The sequence below is a fragment of the Aquabacter sp. L1I39 genome, assembly GCF_017742835.1.
In the GTDB taxonomy this organism is placed as follows: Bacteria; Pseudomonadota; Alphaproteobacteria; order Rhizobiales; family Xanthobacteraceae; genus L1I39.
This window is the reverse complement of the sequence record NZ_CP072392.1, coordinates 2110727-2127559: the sequence shown is the minus strand read 5'-3', so window position 1 is coordinate 2127559 and position 16833 is coordinate 2110727. Positions and strand designations below refer to the sequence as shown.

At 66.9% G+C, this 16833-nt stretch carries 16 protein-coding genes; 11 read left to right on the top strand and 5 right to left on the bottom strand.

The window, feature by feature from the left end; translation table 11 throughout:
- Positions 1-12: 12 nt before the first annotated feature.
- Positions 13-936, bottom strand: a complete 924-nt coding sequence (locus tag J5J86_RS09285; protein WP_209104593.1) for a LysR family transcriptional regulator — start codon at positions 934-936, stop codon at positions 13-15.
- Between the two features lie 187 nt (positions 937-1123).
- Between J5J86_RS09285 and J5J86_RS09280 the strand changes: the two genes are divergently transcribed.
- Entirely contained in the window at positions 1124-2155 is a 1032-nt protein-coding gene (locus J5J86_RS09280) for an aldo/keto reductase (RefSeq protein WP_209104592.1), read from the top strand.
- Positions 2156-2219: 64 nt separating this feature from the next.
- Here J5J86_RS09280 and J5J86_RS09275 read toward each other — a convergent pair whose 3' ends face one another.
- The 4 genes from J5J86_RS09275 to J5J86_RS09260 form a co-directional block, all read right to left on the bottom strand.
- Positions 2220-2741, bottom strand: coding sequence for a hypothetical protein (locus tag J5J86_RS09275; RefSeq protein WP_209104591.1), 522 nt, complete (start codon positions 2739-2741; stop codon positions 2220-2222).
- Between the two features lie 127 nt (positions 2742-2868).
- Positions 2869-4023 carry an MFS transporter gene (locus J5J86_RS09270; protein ID WP_342449169.1) on the bottom strand — a complete coding sequence of 385 codons (1155 nt, stop codon included), beginning with the start codon at positions 4021-4023 and terminating at the stop codon, positions 2869-2871.
- Complete coding sequence (locus tag J5J86_RS09265; protein WP_209104590.1) at positions 4020-5360, bottom strand: HdeD family acid-resistance protein; 1341 nt, start codon at positions 5358-5360, stop codon at positions 4020-4022. Before J5J86_RS09265 ends, J5J86_RS09270 begins: the two co-directional genes overlap by 4 nt.
- Before the next feature lie 369 nt (positions 5361-5729).
- Positions 5730-6344: a carbonic anhydrase gene (locus tag J5J86_RS09260; RefSeq protein WP_209104589.1), complete on the bottom strand. Its 615-nt coding sequence runs from the start codon at positions 6342-6344 to the stop codon at positions 5730-5732.
- Positions 6345-6799: 455 nt separating this feature from the next.
- Here J5J86_RS09260 and urtA point away from each other — a divergent pair, with 455 nt between their 5' ends.
- The 10 genes from urtA to ureC all read left to right on the top strand — a co-directional run bounded on the left by urtA (position 6800) and on the right by ureC (position 16538).
- Positions 6800-8134 carry an urea ABC transporter substrate-binding protein gene (gene urtA / locus J5J86_RS09255; protein WP_446698683.1) on the top strand — a complete coding sequence of 445 codons (1335 nt, stop codon included), beginning with the start codon at positions 6800-6802 and terminating at the stop codon, positions 8132-8134.
- Between the two features lie 261 nt (positions 8135-8395).
- The gene (gene urtB / locus J5J86_RS09250) at positions 8396-9964 is read left to right on the top strand and encodes an urea ABC transporter permease subunit UrtB (RefSeq protein WP_209105331.1); all 1569 of its coding nucleotides are present in this window, start codon (positions 8396-8398) and stop codon (positions 9962-9964) included.
- A gap of 5 nt (positions 9965-9969) precedes the next feature.
- On the top strand, positions 9970-11079 hold the full coding sequence (gene urtC, locus J5J86_RS09245) for an urea ABC transporter permease subunit UrtC (protein WP_446698669.1): 1110 nt from the start codon (positions 9970-9972) through the stop codon (positions 11077-11079).
- Positions 11080-11084: 5 nt separating this feature from the next.
- On the top strand, positions 11085-11855 hold the full coding sequence (gene urtD, locus J5J86_RS09240; RefSeq protein WP_209104587.1) for an urea ABC transporter ATP-binding protein UrtD: 771 nt from the start codon (positions 11085-11087) through the stop codon (positions 11853-11855).
- A gap of 70 nt (positions 11856-11925) precedes the next feature.
- Positions 11926-12621 (top strand): urea ABC transporter ATP-binding subunit UrtE, encoded by a 696-nt coding sequence (urtE, locus tag J5J86_RS09235; RefSeq protein ID WP_209104586.1) that lies wholly within the window; start codon positions 11926-11928, stop codon positions 12619-12621.
- The gene (locus J5J86_RS09230) at positions 12587-13435 is read left to right on the top strand and encodes an urease accessory protein UreD (protein ID WP_247658288.1); all 849 of its coding nucleotides are present in this window, start codon (positions 12587-12589) and stop codon (positions 13433-13435) included. Before urtE ends, J5J86_RS09230 begins: the two co-directional genes overlap by 35 nt.
- Positions 13436-13446: 11 nt before the next feature.
- Positions 13447-14067: an urease subunit gamma gene (locus J5J86_RS09225; RefSeq protein WP_209104585.1), complete on the top strand. Its 621-nt coding sequence runs from the start codon at positions 13447-13449 to the stop codon at positions 14065-14067.
- A 54-nt stretch (positions 14068-14121) separates the two neighbouring features.
- Positions 14122-14406, top strand: a complete 285-nt coding sequence (locus J5J86_RS09220) for an AbrB/MazE/SpoVT family DNA-binding domain-containing protein (protein WP_209104584.1) — start codon at positions 14122-14124, stop codon at positions 14404-14406.
- Between the two features lie 7 nt (positions 14407-14413).
- On the top strand, positions 14414-14809 hold the full coding sequence (locus J5J86_RS09215) for a PIN domain-containing protein (protein ID WP_209104583.1): 396 nt from the start codon (positions 14414-14416) through the stop codon (positions 14807-14809).
- Between the two features lie 13 nt (positions 14810-14822).
- Positions 14823-16538, top strand: a complete 1716-nt coding sequence (ureC, locus tag J5J86_RS09210; RefSeq protein ID WP_209104582.1) for an urease subunit alpha — start codon at positions 14823-14825, stop codon at positions 16536-16538.
- The last annotated feature ends 295 nt before the right edge of the window (positions 16539-16833 follow it).

The following is a 16833-nucleotide window of genomic DNA, read 5'->3' as shown; positions in this document are numbered from 1 at the left end:
GGGCAGGTCGGATCAGCCCGCCGCCTCGCCCTGCGGGCGCAACATGACGCGGGTGCAGGTGTCCACAAAGGCGCGCAGCTTCGGCTGGGCGCGGCTCTGGCGCGGGAAGCAGATGAAGAGGGCATCGCTGGCGGGCACGAAGTCGCCAAGGACCGGCACCAGCGTTCCGGCGGCCAGGTCCGCCGCCGCGTGCAGCTCGGACGTATAGAGCAGGCCAAGCCCTTGCCGGCCCAGCGCGCGGGCGAGACTGGAATCGTTCACCGCGATGGTCCCTGGCGGCTCCAGGGTGAGGGACTGGCCGTCGCGCTCGAACTCCCAGCGATAGATGCCGCCCAGTTCCGGCCGCCGATAGCGGATGCAGGCGTGGCGGGCAATGTCCTCCGGTGCCTCCGGGCGCCCGTGCCGCGCCAGGTATGCGGGGGCGGCGGCCACGATCCAGGCGAAGGGGCGGGTGACGCGCACCGCCACCATGTCGCGGTCGATGAACTCGCCGATGCCGATGCCCGCATCATAGCCCGCGCTCACCAGTTCGGCGTGGCGCTCCTCCACCACGATGTCCAGCTTCACCTGCGGATAGGCGCGGTGGAAGACCGGCAGGACCGGCTCCAGCACATGCTCCACGGCGCCCCGGTGCACCAGCAGGCGCAGCGTGCCCGAGGGCTCGCCGCGCATCTGGCTGAGCCCGTCGAGGGAGCCGACAATGGTGTCCGCCGCCTGCCCCACCCGCCCCATCAGATGCTCCCCCGCCTCGGTGAGGGAGACCGAGCGGGTGGTGCGGTGGAACAGCGGCAGTCCGAGCCGCGCTTCCAGCGCCTGGATGGCTTGGCTCACCGCGCCGGGGGTCACATCGAGGGCCGCGGCCGCCTTGCGGAACGAGCCAAGGCGCGCCACCGCCAGGAATTCGCTCAGGCCGTCAAAGGGATCGGGTCGGGGCATGAGGGGGTCCGAAGGTGGATCGTATAGCTATGCTGCATACTCTATGGGCGTTAAGGGGGCTAATCCTTCATAAATCGGCGGCCTATCTGAAGCCCAGCCCGGTGGCCGGGCGGCCTTGGGGTGGGAGGCGCGGCTGGCGGGGCTGACTGCCGGGCAGGATGCCCGGCCTTGAGGAGACATGGATCTCATGCGCACCAAGACACTCGGCGGCACGGGCCTTCTCGTGTCCGAAATCTGCCTCGGCACCATGACCTTCGGCGGCCGTGGCGGCCACTGGACCGCCATCGGCAATCTCGACCAGAGCGCGGCAGACGCCATCGTCGCCCGCGCCCTCGATGCGGGCGTCAATTTCATCGACACGGCGGACGTCTATTCCGGCGGCCTGTCGGAGGAAATCACCGGCACCGCCTTGCGCAATTCGGGCCGGCCGCGCACGGATGTGGTGCTGGCCACCAAGGTCTATGGCCAGATGGGGCCGGGCCGGAACGACCGGGGCGCCTCGCGCGGCCACATCATGGACGGCGTGAAGGCCAGCCTGAAGCGGCTCGGCACCGATTATATCGACCTCTACCAGATCCACGGCACCGACCCCCTCACCCCGGTGGAGGAGACGCTCCAGGCGCTCGACGACCTCGTGCGCCAGGGCCATGTGCGCTATGTGGGCGTGTCCAATTGGCAGGCGTGGCGGCTCATGAAGGCGCTCGGCCTGTCGCAGCAGAATGGCTGGGCGCGCCCGGTGACCCTCCAGGCCTATTACACCATTGCCGGCCGGGATCTGGAGCGCGAGATCGCGCCCCTCCTTTTGTCCGAGAAGCTGGGCCTGATGGTGTGGAGCCCGCTCGCTGGCGGTCTGCTCTCCGGCAAATATGGTCGCGATGGCGCCGGCACCAATGATGGGCGGCGCGTCACCTTCGACTTCCCGCCGGTCAACAAGGACCGCGCCTTCGACTGCGTCGATGCCATGCGGCCGATCGCGCAGGCGCGCGGCGTCTCGGTGGCGCGGATCGCGCTGGCTTATGTGCTGGCCAAGCCCTTCGTCATGTCCGCCATCATCGGCGCCAAGACGCTGGAGCAGCTGGACGACAACCTCGCCGCCACGGAAATCCGCCTGACCGTGCAGGAGATGGAGACGCTGGACGCGGTCAGCGCCCTGCCGCCGGAATATCCCGGCTGGATGCTGGAGCGCCAGGGCAAGGATCGGGCGGCGCAGGTGGACTGAGCCAGGCCCCGGAAACGAAAAGGGCCCGGCTTGCGGCCGGGCCCGAACCTTGAAGCGCTCCGCCTCAATAGACGCAGTGCAGGCCGCCATAGGGGCCGCGCCAGCAATGGCCGGGATGGGCATACCACCAGTCGATGAAGAGGGTGGCGGATGAGCCCGACACCGGCTGCTCGCTGCTGAGCGTGCGGAAAGTGTAGGTCAGCGTATCGCCGGAGATGACCGGATCGGTCAGCTCGATCACAGCCGTCTGCGGCTTGCCGTCGGCGCCGGTGACGGCGAGGGTGGCATTGGGCGGGTCTTTCTGGAAGCTATCCTTGCCCTCGTTCCAGAGCTTGGCGAAGCCGGCAGTGGTGGTCTCCCCTGTCATGCGCTCGGGCCGGTCGGCGAACATCAGCGTCTGCGGGGCGGTGCCCTTCAGGATCAGCTTGTTGCCCTCGATGGTCGCCTGGTCGGCCACCTGCACGAACAGCCAGTTCGCGCCCTGGGCGGGAACTTCCGTATTCACGGGGGCGGCGGCGGCCGGCGTCACCGCCAGCGGAGCCGCCAGGGTGGCCACAACCGAGAGCGCTCCAAAAAGCGTCTTCATAATAAGGATCTCCGGGATCTCTCACCCAGCTTCATCTTAGCAGCAATTGGCGACCCTTGAACGGGATGCCGGTCCAGGGCGGATTAAGTTTTGGACAGAAAGAGGGAGCCTGACTTCTCCCCTAACGTCAGGTGTCCCGCTTCAAAAGCAGAACGGCGAGCGCGAATGCTCCCAAGGCGAAGGCGCAGAAATAAGCAAGGCCATGCACGAAGACTTGCATGGCAAGCCCCGCCGCCAGCGGCCCGATGAGCGCTCCGCCGCCCCAGGTCAGCCCCATCACCGCATAGATGCCCACCAGTTCCCCGCCCTTGAAGCGGCTGCCGACCACGGTGAGCATGATGGTGTAGATGCCCACGAACGCGCCGCCCCACACGAACAGAAGGGTGTAGGAGGCCCAGAAGGAGCCCAGCGCGAACGGCCACAGCAGCGCGCCGGCCGCCGCGATGGTGGCGAGCGCGATCACCAGCGTGCGGCGGTTCATGGTGTCGCCCAGCCATCCGATGGGCAGTTGCAGCAGGATGGCGCCCACCATCATGCAGGTGATGAGCCGCGTGGCATCCGTCTCCGGCCAGCCCAGATTGATGGCGTAGATGGCCAGGAACGACAGGCCCGCCGCCTCGATGGCCGCATTCAGCACCGTCGCCGACAGGGCGATGGGGGCGATGCGCATGTAATGGAGGGGGCTGGCATGGCTCGGCTCCTCGAACTTCGGCGCGGTGATGCGCGGCGAAGCGACGAAGCACGCGGCGACCAGCGCCAGCACCGAGCCCACCATATAGCCTGTCGCCCCGCCGGTGCCGACGATGGACAGGATCAGCGGCCCGAGCGCGAAGCCCACCGACAGCGCCGCCGTATAGGCCGCCATGGCGCGGGCGCGGGTCTGCTCGGTGCTGAGGCTGTTGATCCAGGTCTCGGACAGCACGAACAGCGCCTCGGAGGCCGCGCCCAGGAAGAAGCGCAGCGGGAACCACAGCCAGACCAGCGGGATGAGCGGGAAGGCCATCATCGTGGCGGCCGCCAGCACCAGCGAGGATAGGATCAGCCCGCGCACGCCGAACACGCCGACCAGGCGCGGCAGCACCACGGCGGTGGCCAGCACGCCCACCGCATGCATGGCCGCATTGGTGCCGATGAGCGCCTCGCTCATGCCCCGCTCGGCCAGGTCCAGCGCGATCAGGGCCGCGCTCAGGGAATAGGTCAGGCCGAAGGTCATGGCCGTCGCGATGACGGCGGCCCGCGACAGGAGGTGACCGGAGGCGGGCGGCAGGGCGGTGTCGCTCACGGGATGGCTTTCTCGACGGCGGGGGATTGGGAGGGATGGCGCTTCCAGACGCGGAAGGCCAGTTGGAGGCGCCCAAGCCAGGAGATCTGGTTCGGTTCCACCAGGCGCTTCATGAGCCGGGCGTAATCGAGCACGATGCCGGGGGTCCAGGTCATGGATTCCGCCCGGTGGCGCAGCATGGCGGCCATCCACAGATCGGGATTGGCGAACAGGGCGGCGATGCGCAGGAAGGGCCAGTTGGTGGCGAGCGATCCCTCAAGCGCGGCATCCATCGCCGAGGCCACCGCCACCGAGCAGTTGCGGTTGGTGAGGTTGTAGGTGTTTTCCTGCCGGTAGCCGATCCAGAAGGCCCGCAGCCGCCTCTGGTTGTAATTGCGGAAGATGACGTGGGCGTCCGCCTCGGTCCAGCCGGCGGCCTCCTCTTCATAGGACGGCTGGAAGCGGCCGGGCACGTCATTGTCGCGGGTGGCGCGGAAGGCGCGCATGAACTGGGAGGGGTCGCGGTCGAGCTCGGAGGCGGGATAGTGGCTGATATAGACGTCCGGCTTGGCCTCCAGCGCCGCATGGCCGGTGGAGATCACGCCCTTCGAGTCTACCGCTGCGATATAGCGGTCCAGGACGGGCCGGCGGGCGGCGCCGTGGGCGCTGCCGAGCGGCGTCCACACATGCACCACCATGGGCTCGCCCGAGGGCGGCGGCCCGCCGGGGCCTGCAAAGACCGGGGCGTGCTCATACCAGGCGCGCTTGCCGAACATGGGGAGGTTGAGAATGGCCGCCTCCGGCTCCAGCGAGCGCAGCATGAGGCCCATGCGCAGCACCACCCAGCCGGAGAACATCAGGGAGAGGGAGACGAAGAAGGGAATGTTCTTGCCGCGCGGGATCGGCCAGTCGGAAAAGATCAGCGCCGCCAAAAGAAGCTGCACCACGCCCCAGACCAGCATGGTGCGCCAGCCGGAATAGCGCAGCACATAGGCACTGCCGCAGCGCAGGATGCCGTCCACCATGAAGGCGAGGCCGAACAGCACGGTCACCGCCAGGTCATTGCGCCAGGGAAAGTCCAGGATCAAGCAGGCCAGAACGATCAGGAGGCAGGCGCGCACCAGGTTGATATAGAGGCCGAGCGACGATCCCGCCGCGACCGCCGAGACCAGCGTGAGCACGCCCTGCAGGAGGATCACCAGGCCGAAGGCATCAATGGCGGCGACCGTGATGCCCTCCGCCGCCTCGCCGAAGATGACGAGGCCGAGCACGATCAAGGCGGCGCCGAGCCCCGCCAGAACCATCCAGCGACGGCGCAGGGAATCCGAGCCCACGAGGAGGAACGCCAACTGACCCACAGACGGACACCTCCAGAAAGAAAGCGTAAGACTTTTCCGGCCCGGCAGGCCGACGCTTACTTGCGGGGGCAAGTCCTAGCCGAATGTTATGCTTACGCCAAGCGGCCCCGTGGCAATCGGCTCTTTTGGTTTCACGCGGCAAATTGTTACCGCGTTTCGCTGCCCGGCAGCCTGCATTCTGGAAGCGGTGGGAATGCTGCGGCTGGCGCGCCCGCCCGCCCCGCCTTCGCTCGGAAAAGGCGGAGCGATTCGTCCAGTCTGACCTGCGTGCGCCGGGCAGGCCTTCCGGCAAGGCCGGGCACGCCTCTTGGGGTGGCCAGGCGGTCCTCTCCCCGCGCAGACAGGAGCAGGCGGGCGATTGCGGCGCCGTCAGTCCACCGCCTTGAAGGCCCCGTCGTCGGCGAGCAGTTCCAGGCGGCCGGTGGCGACGCCGAAATAGGCGCCGTGCAGCGAGAGGTCACCCGTCTCCACCCGCTTCGAGAGCCAGGGGAAGGTCTTCAGGTTGGACAGCGACAGGCGCACGCAGCAATGCTCGCAGAAGCGCTGGCGCTCCTCGGGCGGGAGATTGGCCTCCAGCGTCTCCTGCCGGGCGCTTTCCGCCATGGTCATCCAGGGGGCCACGAAGTCTTGTGCGCCGGGCGGGGCGCCGTCGAGGAGCGCATGGACGCCGCCGCATTGGGCATGGCCCAGCACCACCACCTTCTGCACCTTCAGCACATTGACGGCGAATTCCAGCGCGGCGCTGGTGCCGTGATATTTCGCGTCCGGCTGGTAGGGGGGCACGAGGTTGGCGACGTTGCGCACCACGAACAACTCGCCCGGGCCGGTATTGAAGATCATCTGCGGATCGACGCGGCTGTCGGAGCAGGCGACGATGAAGGTGTGGGGCCGCTGGCCGCGCGCGGCGAGGCGCTCGAACACCGCCTTATGGTCCGGCCAGGCCACTTCCCTGAACCGCCTGTAGCCGTCGATGAGTTCGTCCATGAAGTGCCCCATCCCCTTTCCGGCATAAGAAAGACGTGCGCGGTCGGGGTCAAGATCATGCAATGCACACGGAGGCACGGGAACGCGGGAAGCGCATGCGCGTTGATGAGGCAGGTGTTACCAACAAAGGATCTCATCCCATGCGTGGCGTGCTTCTCTGGCTCATGGGCGTGCCCTTCGGCGTCATCGTCCTGCTGTATCTGTTCAACATTCTGTAACACATATGGCGCCCGTTCGGGCAGGTGTGTCGATATCTGTCTAAAAATTAGGCAAACAAGACCGCCTGTTGCGCAGGCAGGGCCGCCTCCCGCCATGGCGCACCACGTGCGGCGCCAGATTCCGCATTGCATGCAGATGGCTCCCATGCCGCGCGGCGCGTGTGGCATGGGGCTTGCTGTGTCCGGTTGCGCTGGCCGTGTGCCAGCCGACGAACACGGAGAGAGCGCATGCTCGGAATGCTGGGACGGGTTGCCAAGGACGCCGCCATGGGAGCGGCCAAGGGCGCTGCGAAGAGCCTCGGGCTCGGGAGCCTGGTGGCAGCCACGGCGATCGCGGGAATGATCGGGACCGCGTCGGCACAGGAGACCATCAAGGTCGGTATTCTGCACTCCCTCTCGGGCACCATGGCCATCAGCGAGACCACGCTGAAGAATGTCATGCTCATGCTCATCGAGGAGCAGAACAAGAAGGGCGGCGTGCTGGGCAAGAAGCTCGAGGCCGTCGTCGTGGACCCCGCCTCCAACTGGCCGCTGTTCGCCGAGAAGGCCCGCGAGCTCATCACCAAGGACAAGGTGTCCGTGGTGTTCGGCTGCTGGACCTCGGTGAGCCGCAAGTCGGTGCTGCCGGTGTTCAAGGAATTGAATTCCATCCTCTTCTACCCCGTCCAGTATGAGGGCGAGGAGAGCGAGCGGAACGTGTTCTATACGGGTGCCGCGCCGAACCAGCAGGCGATCCCGGCGGTGGACTATCTCGCCAAGGAAGAGAAGGTGGAGCGCTGGGTGCTCGCGGGCACCGACTATGTCTATCCCCGCACCACCAACAAGATCCTGGAAGCCTACCTGAAGTCCAAGGGCGTGAAGTCCGAGGACATCATGATCAACTACACCCCGTTCGGCCAGTCCGACTGGCAGACCATCGTCTCCGACATCAAGAAGTTCGGCTCGCAGGGCAAGAAGACCGCCGTGGTCTCCACCATCAATGGTGACGCCAACGTGCCCTTTTACAAGGAACTGGCGAACCAGGGCATCAAGGCGACCGACATCCCGGTGGTGGCCTTCTCGGTGGGCGAGGAAGAGCTCGCCGGCATGGATACCAAGCCCCTCGTCGGCCACCTGGCCGCGTGGAACTACTTCATGTCCATCAAGACCCCCGAGAACGACGCCTTCATCAAGCAGTGGCAGGCCTTCATGAAGAACCCGAAGGCGGTCACCAACGATCCCATGGAAGCCCATTATATCGGCTTCAACATGTGGGTTCAGGCCGTCACCAAGGCCGGCTCCGTCGATCCGGACAAGGTCATCGCCGCGCTCCCCGGCACCAAGCAGCCGAACCTGACCGGCGGCGTGTCCGAGATGCTGCCGAACCACCACATCACCAAGCCCGTCTTCATCGGCGAGATCGAGGACAACGGCCAGTTCAACGTGGTGTGGAAGACTGAGAACCTGATCCCCGGCGAAGCCTGGTCCAAGCAGCTGGAAGGCTCCAAGGATCTGGTGGCCGACTGGGTTCAGCTGAACTGCGGCAACTATGACAGCGTGAAGAAGGTCTGCCTCGGCAGCGCCACCAAGTGAGGCGCGCGCGGGTGCCCGGCACGCCGGGTGCCCGCTGACGCCCGATGCGGGTGGACCTGATCCGCCCGCCCGCCCGAAGGCCGCAGCGCGGCCCGGTGGCCGCACCCGCTCATCCGGCCGCGCCCGCGCGGCCGCCCCCTCGCAGCGGTGGACTTGCGGACTGACATGACCCATCAAAACCTGAGGCGCGCCGCCCCCCTTCTCCTTGCCGGGCTGGCGCTCGCCGTTACGCTTCTCCTCGGGCCGGCCACGCCGCCCGCAATGGCGCAATCCGCTCCGCCCCCCACCGCCGCCGCGTCCGCCGATCTGGCGCCGGCGCTCGCCAAGCTCGGGACCGACAGCTATTCGGACACCGAGGCCGCCCTTGGCCTGCTGGCGATCTCCACCAATGCCCAGGCCGCCGCCATCGTGGACGCCATCCGCGACGGGCGCCTCTTGTTCGATCCCGCCACCAAGGCGGTCTATCTGCGCACCCCGCAGGGTGCGGTCACCGATGCCGCCACCGGCGCGGTGGTGGCCGCCCCGCCCGCCGGTCTTAAGGTGGTGCGCCTCAACAACCGCGTCCGCCGGGGCGTGGATGCCGCCGCCGGCGCGCTCGCCTTGCTGAGCCCCGATGCGGACAAGCGCCTCGCCGCCGCCGGCGCCGTGTTCAAGTCCCGCGATCCCGCCACCTTGCCGACGCTGGACGCCGCCCTGGCCAAGGAGAGCAATGCCAATGTGAAGGCCGCGCTCACCCAGGCCCGCGCCGCCATCCTCCTCACCAAGCCTGATGTCAGCGAGCATGAGCGCGCCTCCGCCGCCCGTGTCATCGCGGCCCGGGGCGACCAGGATGCCAAGGCGCTGCTTTCCAGCCTGCCGGCGGACAGCCCCGCCTCGGTGAAGGCCGCGGCGGCGGAGGGCGTGAACGCCATCAATCGCTCGCTCGCCATCTGGGGCGTGGCGCAGAATGTGTGGTACGGCCTCTCGCTCGGCTCGGTGCTGCTCTTGGCCGCCATCGGCCTCGCCATCACCTTCGGCGTCATGGGGGTCATCAACATGGCCCATGGCGAGATGGTGATGCTGGGCGCCTACACCACTTATGTGGTGCAGGAATTCATCCGCACATCCATGCCCGGCCTGTTCGGATGGTCGCTGGCCATCGCCCTGCCGCTGGCCTTCCTGTTCACGGCTCTGGTGGGCATCCTGATCGAGCGCACCGTGATCCGCTTCCTCTATGGTCGGCCGCTGGAAACGCTGCTGGCCACCTGGGGCATCTCGCTCATCCTCCAGCAGGCGGTGCGCTCCATCTTCGGCCCCACCAACAAGGAGGTGGGCGCGCCCTCCTGGATGTCCGGCTCGTTCGATATCGGACAGATGGCCATCACCTATAACCGGCTCTGGATCATCGTTTTCTCGCTGCTGGTCTTCTTCGCGCTGCTCATGGTGCTCAAGCGCACCATGCTCGGCCTCTATGTGCGGGCCGTCACCCAGAACCGGCGCATGGCCGGCGCCATGGGCATCCGCACGGGGCGCATCGACGCGCTCACCTTCGGGCTGGGCTCAGGCATTGCCGGCATTGCCGGCGTCGCCCTCTCGCAGATCGACAATGTCAGCCCGAACCTCGGCCAGGGCTACATCATCGACAGCTTCATGGTGGTGGTGTTCGGCGGGGTGGGGAACCTCTGGGGCACGCTGGTGGCGGCCTTCGGCCTTGGCGTCGCCAACAAGCTGCTGGAGCCCTTCGCCGGCGCGGTGCTGGGCAAGATCGTCATTCTCGTCCTCATCATCCTCTTCATTCAGAAGCGCCCGCGCGGCCTGTTCGCGCTCAAGGGCCGGGCGGTGGAAGCATGACCGGCATGATCGATCGCAAAGGCTGGTTCTTTCTCGCCATCGTGCTGGGGGCGGCGGTGCTGGTGCCGGCCGCCAACCTCATGGTGCCGGAGGGCTCGCCGCTCCACGTCTCCGACTATCTGGTCCCGCTGCTCGGCAAATATGTCTGCTACGCGCTGCTCGCCGTGGCGGTGGATCTGGTGTGGGGCTATTGCGGCGTGCTCTCGCTTGGCCACGGCGCCTTCTTCGCGCTCGGCGGCTATGCCATGGGCATGTATCTCATGCGCCAGATCGGCGCCCGGGGCGTCTATGGCAATCCGGTGCTGCCCGACTTCATGGTGTTCCTCAACTATAAGGAACTGCCGTGGTTCTGGTACGGGTTCGACTTCTTCCCCTTCGCCATGCTCATGGTGTTCCTGGCGCCGGGCGCGCTGGCCTTCCTGTTCGGCTGGTTCGCCTTCCGCTCGCGGGTGACGGGCGTCTATTTGTCCATTATCACCCAGGCCATGACGTTCGCGCTCATGCTGGCCTTTTTCCGCAACGACATGGGGTTCGGCGGCAATAACGGCCTGACAGACTTCAAGGACATATTGGGCTTCTCCATCTCGGCGGACGGCACCCGCGCGACGCTCTTTGCCATGTCGGCGCTGGCGCTGGCGGGGGGCTATGTGCTGTGCCGGGCGCTGGTGACTTCCAAATACGGCAAGGTGCTGGTGGCGGTGCGCGATGCGGAGAGCCGCACGCGCTTCCTCGGCTACCGGGTGGAGAATTACAAGCTCCTGTGCTGGACCATCTCGGCCATGCTGGCGGGCCTGGCCGGCGCGCTCTATGTGCCGCAGGTGGGCATCATCAATCCCGGCGAATTTGCGCCCGCCAATTCCATCGAGACGGTGATCTGGGTGGCGGTGGGCGGACGCGGCACGCTGGTGGGGGCGGCGCTGGGCGCGCTCATCGTGAATGCGGGCAAGACCTGGTTCACCGGCCTCCTGCCGGAAGCCTGGCTGTTCGCGCTCGGTGCCCTGTTCGTGCTGGTGACGCTGTTCCTGCCCAAGGGCGTGCTGGGCCTCTGGGCCAGCCTCTCCGCCCGCCGCCGCAAGCCCACCCCCGGCGCCGTCGCCGCCAAGCCCGCGGAGTGAGGATCATGGAAGCCTCCCAGCCCCTCACCAACGAACTCACCCCGGCGCTGCTCTATCTGGACAACGTGTCCGTGGTGTTTGACGGCTTCCGTGCGCTCAACGCCCTCTCGCTGACCATCGAGGAAGCGGAGATGCGGGCCATTATCGGCCCCAACGGCGCCGGCAAGACCACCATGATGGACGTCATCACCGGCAAGACCCGCCCCACCAAGGGCGAGGCGGTGTTTGCCGGCACCCATGACCTGACCCAATTGGACGAGGCCGCCATTGCCCAATTGGGCATCGGCCGCAAGTTCCAGACCCCCACCGTGTTCGACATGCACACGGTGGAGGACAATCTCCTGCTGGCGGTGAAAAGCGACCGGCGCGCCTTCTCCAACATCTATTGGCGCCGCACCGCCCATGAGCGCGAGCGCATCGACGAGTTGCTGGAGCGCATCCGCCTGAAGGATCACCGCAAGCGCAGCGCCTCCGAATTGAGCCACGGCCAGAAGCAATGGCTGGAGATCGGCATGCTGCTGGCCCAGGAGCCGCGCCTCCTCCTGGTGGACGAGCCCGCCGCCGGCATGACCGACCAGGAGACCGCCGACACGGCCGACTTGCTGCGCGACATCGCCAAGACGCGCTCCGTGGTGGTGGTGGAGCACGACATGGTGTTCGTGCGCGACCTCGGCGTGAAGGTCACGGTGCTGCACGAAGGCTCGGTGCTGGCGGAAGGCTCGCTGGACCAGGTGAGCTCCAACGAGCGCGTCATCGAAGTCTATCTGGGGAGGTGAGGGTGGCCGGCACCTTGTCCTTCACACCCCGCGCGCCTGTGGGCGCCATCCCCGCCTTGGAGGTTTTCGCATGCTGAAGGTCGAGAACCTCGATCTCTATTACGGCGCCGCCCACACCCTGCGCAAAGTGAACCTGGAGGCGCAGAAGGGGCAGGTCACCTGCGTCCTCGGCCGCAACGGCGTTGGCAAGACCTCGCTTCTGCGCGCCATCATGGGCCAGCGGCCGGTGGCGGGCGGGTCCGTCACCTTCAACGGGCAGGACATCACCCGACTGCCCACCCCGGATCGCGCGGCGCTGGGCATCGGCTTCGTGCCCCAGGGGCGCGAGGTGTTCCCGCTTCTGACCGTGAAGGAAAACCTGGAAACCGGCTATGCGCGCCTGGCCCGCAAGGACCGCAACGTCCCGGACGAGATTTTCGAGCTGTTCCCGGTGCTCAAATCCATGCTGGGTCGGCGCGGCGGCGATCTTTCCGGTGGACAACAGCAGCAATTGGCCATCGGCCGGGCGCTGGTGACCCGGCCCTCTTTGCTGGTGCTGGACGAGCCCACCGAAGGCATCCAGCCCTCCATCATCAAGGATATCGGCCGCGCCATTTCCTACCTGCGCGACAAGGGGGACATGGCCATCGTGCTCGTGGAGCAGTATTTTGAGTTCGCGCGTGATCTGGCCGATCGCTTCATCCTCATGGAGCGCGGCGAAGTGGTGGTGAGCGGGGACCGGAGCGGGCTTGATGGAGATGATGTCCGCCGTCTCATGGCCATCTGAGGGCGCCCCGGCCTCACGGCAGCGCAGCATCGGGCGGGTGGAACTGGTGGCGGAATCCTCCGCCGCCGGAACGCACCTGTCCGCGCTGGCCGAGAGCGGTTCGCTGCGCGCCCGCCTGCCGCGCGTGGAGGGCGGGGGCCTCGAGGCCGTGCTGGTGAACACCGCCGGCGGGGTCGCCTGCGGCGATGTCTTCACCATTTCCATTACCGCCCGGCCGGGCGCCCGCGTCACCGTGGCGACCCCCGCGGCGGAGAAGGTCTATCGCTCCGACGGGGCGGTGTCTGAGATTTCCGTGCGGCTCGCGGCGGACGCCGGCGCGAGCCTCCAGTGGCTGCCGCAGGAGACCATCCTGTTCGACACCGCGTGCCTTGCCCGCACCTATGAGGTGGACCTGGCCGAGGATGCCCGCTTCCTGTCCTTCGAGGGGCTGATGCTGGGGCGCGCCGCGCGGGGCGAGCAGGTGAAGGACGGCCATCTGTCCGACCGCTGGCGGGTGCGCCGGGCCGGCAAGCTCATCTATGCGGACGCCCTGCGTCTCTCCGGCCCCATTGCCGATCTCATTGACCGGCCTGCGGTCGCGGCGGGGGGCGTGGCGCTCGGCACCTGTCTTTACGTGGCGCCCGACGCGGAGGCGCGGCTGGAGGAGGCGCGCAGCCTTCTTGAGGCCTGCGCCTGCGAATGCGGCGCCAGCGCCTGGAACGGTCTGCTGGCGGTGCGTTTCATCGGGCAGAGCATCGAGGCGTTGCGGCGGGATGCGACGTCGTTTCTGATGGGGTTCACGGGCGGTCCGCTGCCGCGTGTCTGGGGTCTTTAGGGAGAAGTGCCGTGCTGCTGACGCCGCGCGAAAAGGACAAGCTGTTCATCGCCATGGCCGCCGAGGTGGCGCGCAAGCGCCTGGCGCGGGGGGTGAAGCTCAACCATCCGGAGGCCATCGCCCTCATCACGGACTTCGTGGTGGAAGGCGCGCGCGACGGCCGGACGGTGGCCGACCTGATGGAGGCGGGCGCCCATGTGCTCACCACCGACCAGGTGATGCCGGGCATTGCCGAGATGATCCACGACATCCAGGTGGAAGCCACCTTCCCCGATGGCACCAAGCTGGTCACCGTGCACCACCCCATCCGGGGCGCGGCGTCCGACGACGTGCCTGGCGAGGTCATCACCATGCCTGGCCAGATCGTCTTCAACGCCGGTGCCGAGCGGGTGGTGGTGTCGGTGGCCAATACCGGCGACCGGCCCATCCAGGTGGGCAGCCACTATCATTTCTACGAGACCAATGGCGCCCTCGCCTTCGACCGCGAAAAAGCCCGGGGCATGCGCCTCGACATCGCCGCCGGCACCGCCGTTCGCTTCGAGCCGGGCGCCACCCGCGAGGTCTCCCTCGTGCCGCTCTCCGGCAAGCGCGAGGTCTATGGCTTCCGGGGCGATGTGATGGGCAAGCTGTAAGCGCCTTACCTTCGTGCTAAAGTAAGGCGATACGAGACCTGTAAGGGTGTGGCCGTGCAGAACTTCAAGCTCACCGTGACGAGCAAGGGGCAGGTGACGCTGCCCGCCGCCTATCGCAAGGCGGCGGGCATCGAGACCGGCGCCACCCTGCAATTGGTGGTGGATGACGACGGCCAGGCCCATATCCGCCGTCGGCTGACGCTGGATGATATCGCCGGATCGCTGACCAAAGCGGTTGGACGGCGGAACCGGAACTTCGGCCAGCCGGACATCGATGCGGCCCGGGACCAGGCCATGGACGAGCAGGAAGAGCGCGTCCACAAGCGGCGTGGCAGATGAGCGGCAGATGATCGGCCTCGATACCAACGTTCTGTTGCGGGTGTTCATCGAGGACGAGCCCGTGCGCCAGCACGCGCAGTGCGTGGCAATGCTGCGCGCGGTGGCGCCCGAGCCGGCCATGATCAATCCCATTGTTCTGGCCGAGGCCACCTGGACCCTGTCCAAGCGCATGAAGCGCAGCCGCCGGCAGGTGGCGGACTTCGTGGCCGATGTGCTGGATGCCGAGGTTTTCGAGGTACCGTTCTCGCCGGCAGCGCGCCGGGCGCTGAAAGCCTACGAACACGGGCGCGGCGACTTCGCCGACTATCTCATTGCCGAGATCAATGCCGAGGCCGGCTGCCGCGCCACCTTCACCTTCGATACCGACGCGGCCGATCACGGCCACTATTCACTCCTCCCCTGAGGATCATCGTTCCATGTCCGCACCCGCCCATCTTCCCCGGTCCGCCTATGCCCACATGTTCGGCCCCACCGTGGGTGACAAGATCCGCCTCGCGGACACGTCCCTCGTCATCGAGGTGGAGAAGGATTTCACCACCTATGGCGAGGAGGTGAAGTTCGGCGGCGGCAAGGTGATCCGCGATGGCATGGGCCAGAGCCAGGTGACCAATGCGGACGGCGCCGTGGACACCGTCATCACCAATGCGGTGGTGCTGGATCATTGGGGCGTGGTGAAGTGCGACGTGGGCATTGCCGGCGGGCGCATCGTGAAGCTGGGCAAGGCCGGCAATCCCGATGTGCAGCCGGGCGTGGACATCATCATCGGCCCCGGCACGGAAGTGATTGCGGGCGAGGGCAAGATCCTCACCGCCGGCGGCTTCGACAGCCACATCCATTTCATCTGTCCGCAGCAGATCGAGGAGGCGCTGGCCTCCGGCGTCACCACCATGCTGGGCGGCGGCACCGGGCCGGCCACCGGCACCTTCGCCACCACCTGCACCCCCGGCCCCTGGCACATTGCCCGCATGATCGAGGCGGCCGATGCCTTCCCCATGAATCTCGCCTTCGCCGGCAAGGGCAATGCCTCCAAGCCCGCAGCTCTTGAGGAAATGGTCCGGGCGGGCGCCTGCGCCCTGAAGCTGCATGAGGACTGGGGCACCACGCCCGCCGCCATCGATTGCTGCCTGTCGGTGGCCGATGCCTTCGACATCCAGGTGATGATCCACACCGACACGCTCAATGAGAGCGGCTTCGTGGAAGACACCATCGCCGCCTTCAAGGGCCGCACCATCCATGCCTTCCACACGGAAGGGGCGGGCGGCGGCCATGCGCCGGATATCATCAAGGTGGCCGGGCTCGCCAATGTGCTGCCCTCCTCCACCAATCCCACGCGGCCCTTCACCCGCAACACCATCGACGAGCATCTGGACATGCTCATGGTGTGCCACCACCTCGACCCCTCCATCGCCGAGGACCTCGCCTTCGCCGAGAGCCGCATCCGCAAGGAGACCATCGCGGCGGAGGACATCCTCCATGATCTCGGCGCGCTCTCCATGATGAGTTCGGACAGCCAGGCCATGGGCCGGGTGGGCGAGGTCATCATCCGCACCTGGCAGACGGCGGACAAGATGAAGCGCCAGCGCGGCGGCCTGCCGGGCGAGGGCAATAACGACAATCTGCGCGCCCGCCGCTACATCGCCAAATACACCATCAATCCCGCCATCGCCCACGGCATGTCCAAGCACATTGGCTCGGTGGAACCGGGCAAGCTGGCCGACCTCGTGCTGTGGACGCCGGCCTTTTTCGGCGTGAAGCCGGACCTGGTGCTGAAGGGCGGTGCCATCGCCATGGCCCAGATGGGCGATCCCAACGCCTCCATCCCCACCCCCCAGCCGGTGCATTACCGCTACCAGTTCGGCGCCTTCGGCCGCGCGCGCACGGGCACCTCGCTGACCTTCGTCTCCAAGGCGGCGGTGGAGGATGGCCTCGCGGGCAAGCTCCAGACAAGCAAGACGCTGGTATCTGTAGAGAATGTGCGTGGGGGCATCAGCAAGAAGAGCATGGTGCTGAACGACGCAACGCCGCACATCGAGGTGGACCCGGAAACGTATGACGTGCGCGCCGATGGCGAGCTGCTCGTCTGCGAGCCGGCCGAGGTCCTCCCGATGGCGCAGCGCTACTTCTTGTTCTGAGAGATGAATGTTGTGTGCGGAGCTAACCCGACAGATCCCGCCGCCCCGCTGCCTGTATCTCAGATGGCGAAGTTCGCGGAGAGCATTCCATCCAGCGTGTTGGCGAAGTCGGGTAGCGTTTTTTATTCTGGGCGGAAAGCCTTCGACGGGGAGAAAGATTTTTATTTCTTAGGCCTTAACCCGGGTGGTGATCCATGTGCAGAGGGGCTTCCTTGTGTTACGGGGCAGGTGCGAGGAGCGGTGATGCGCGCCGGATGCTGGTCTGCTTTTACTTGCGAACAATGGGGTTCGCGGG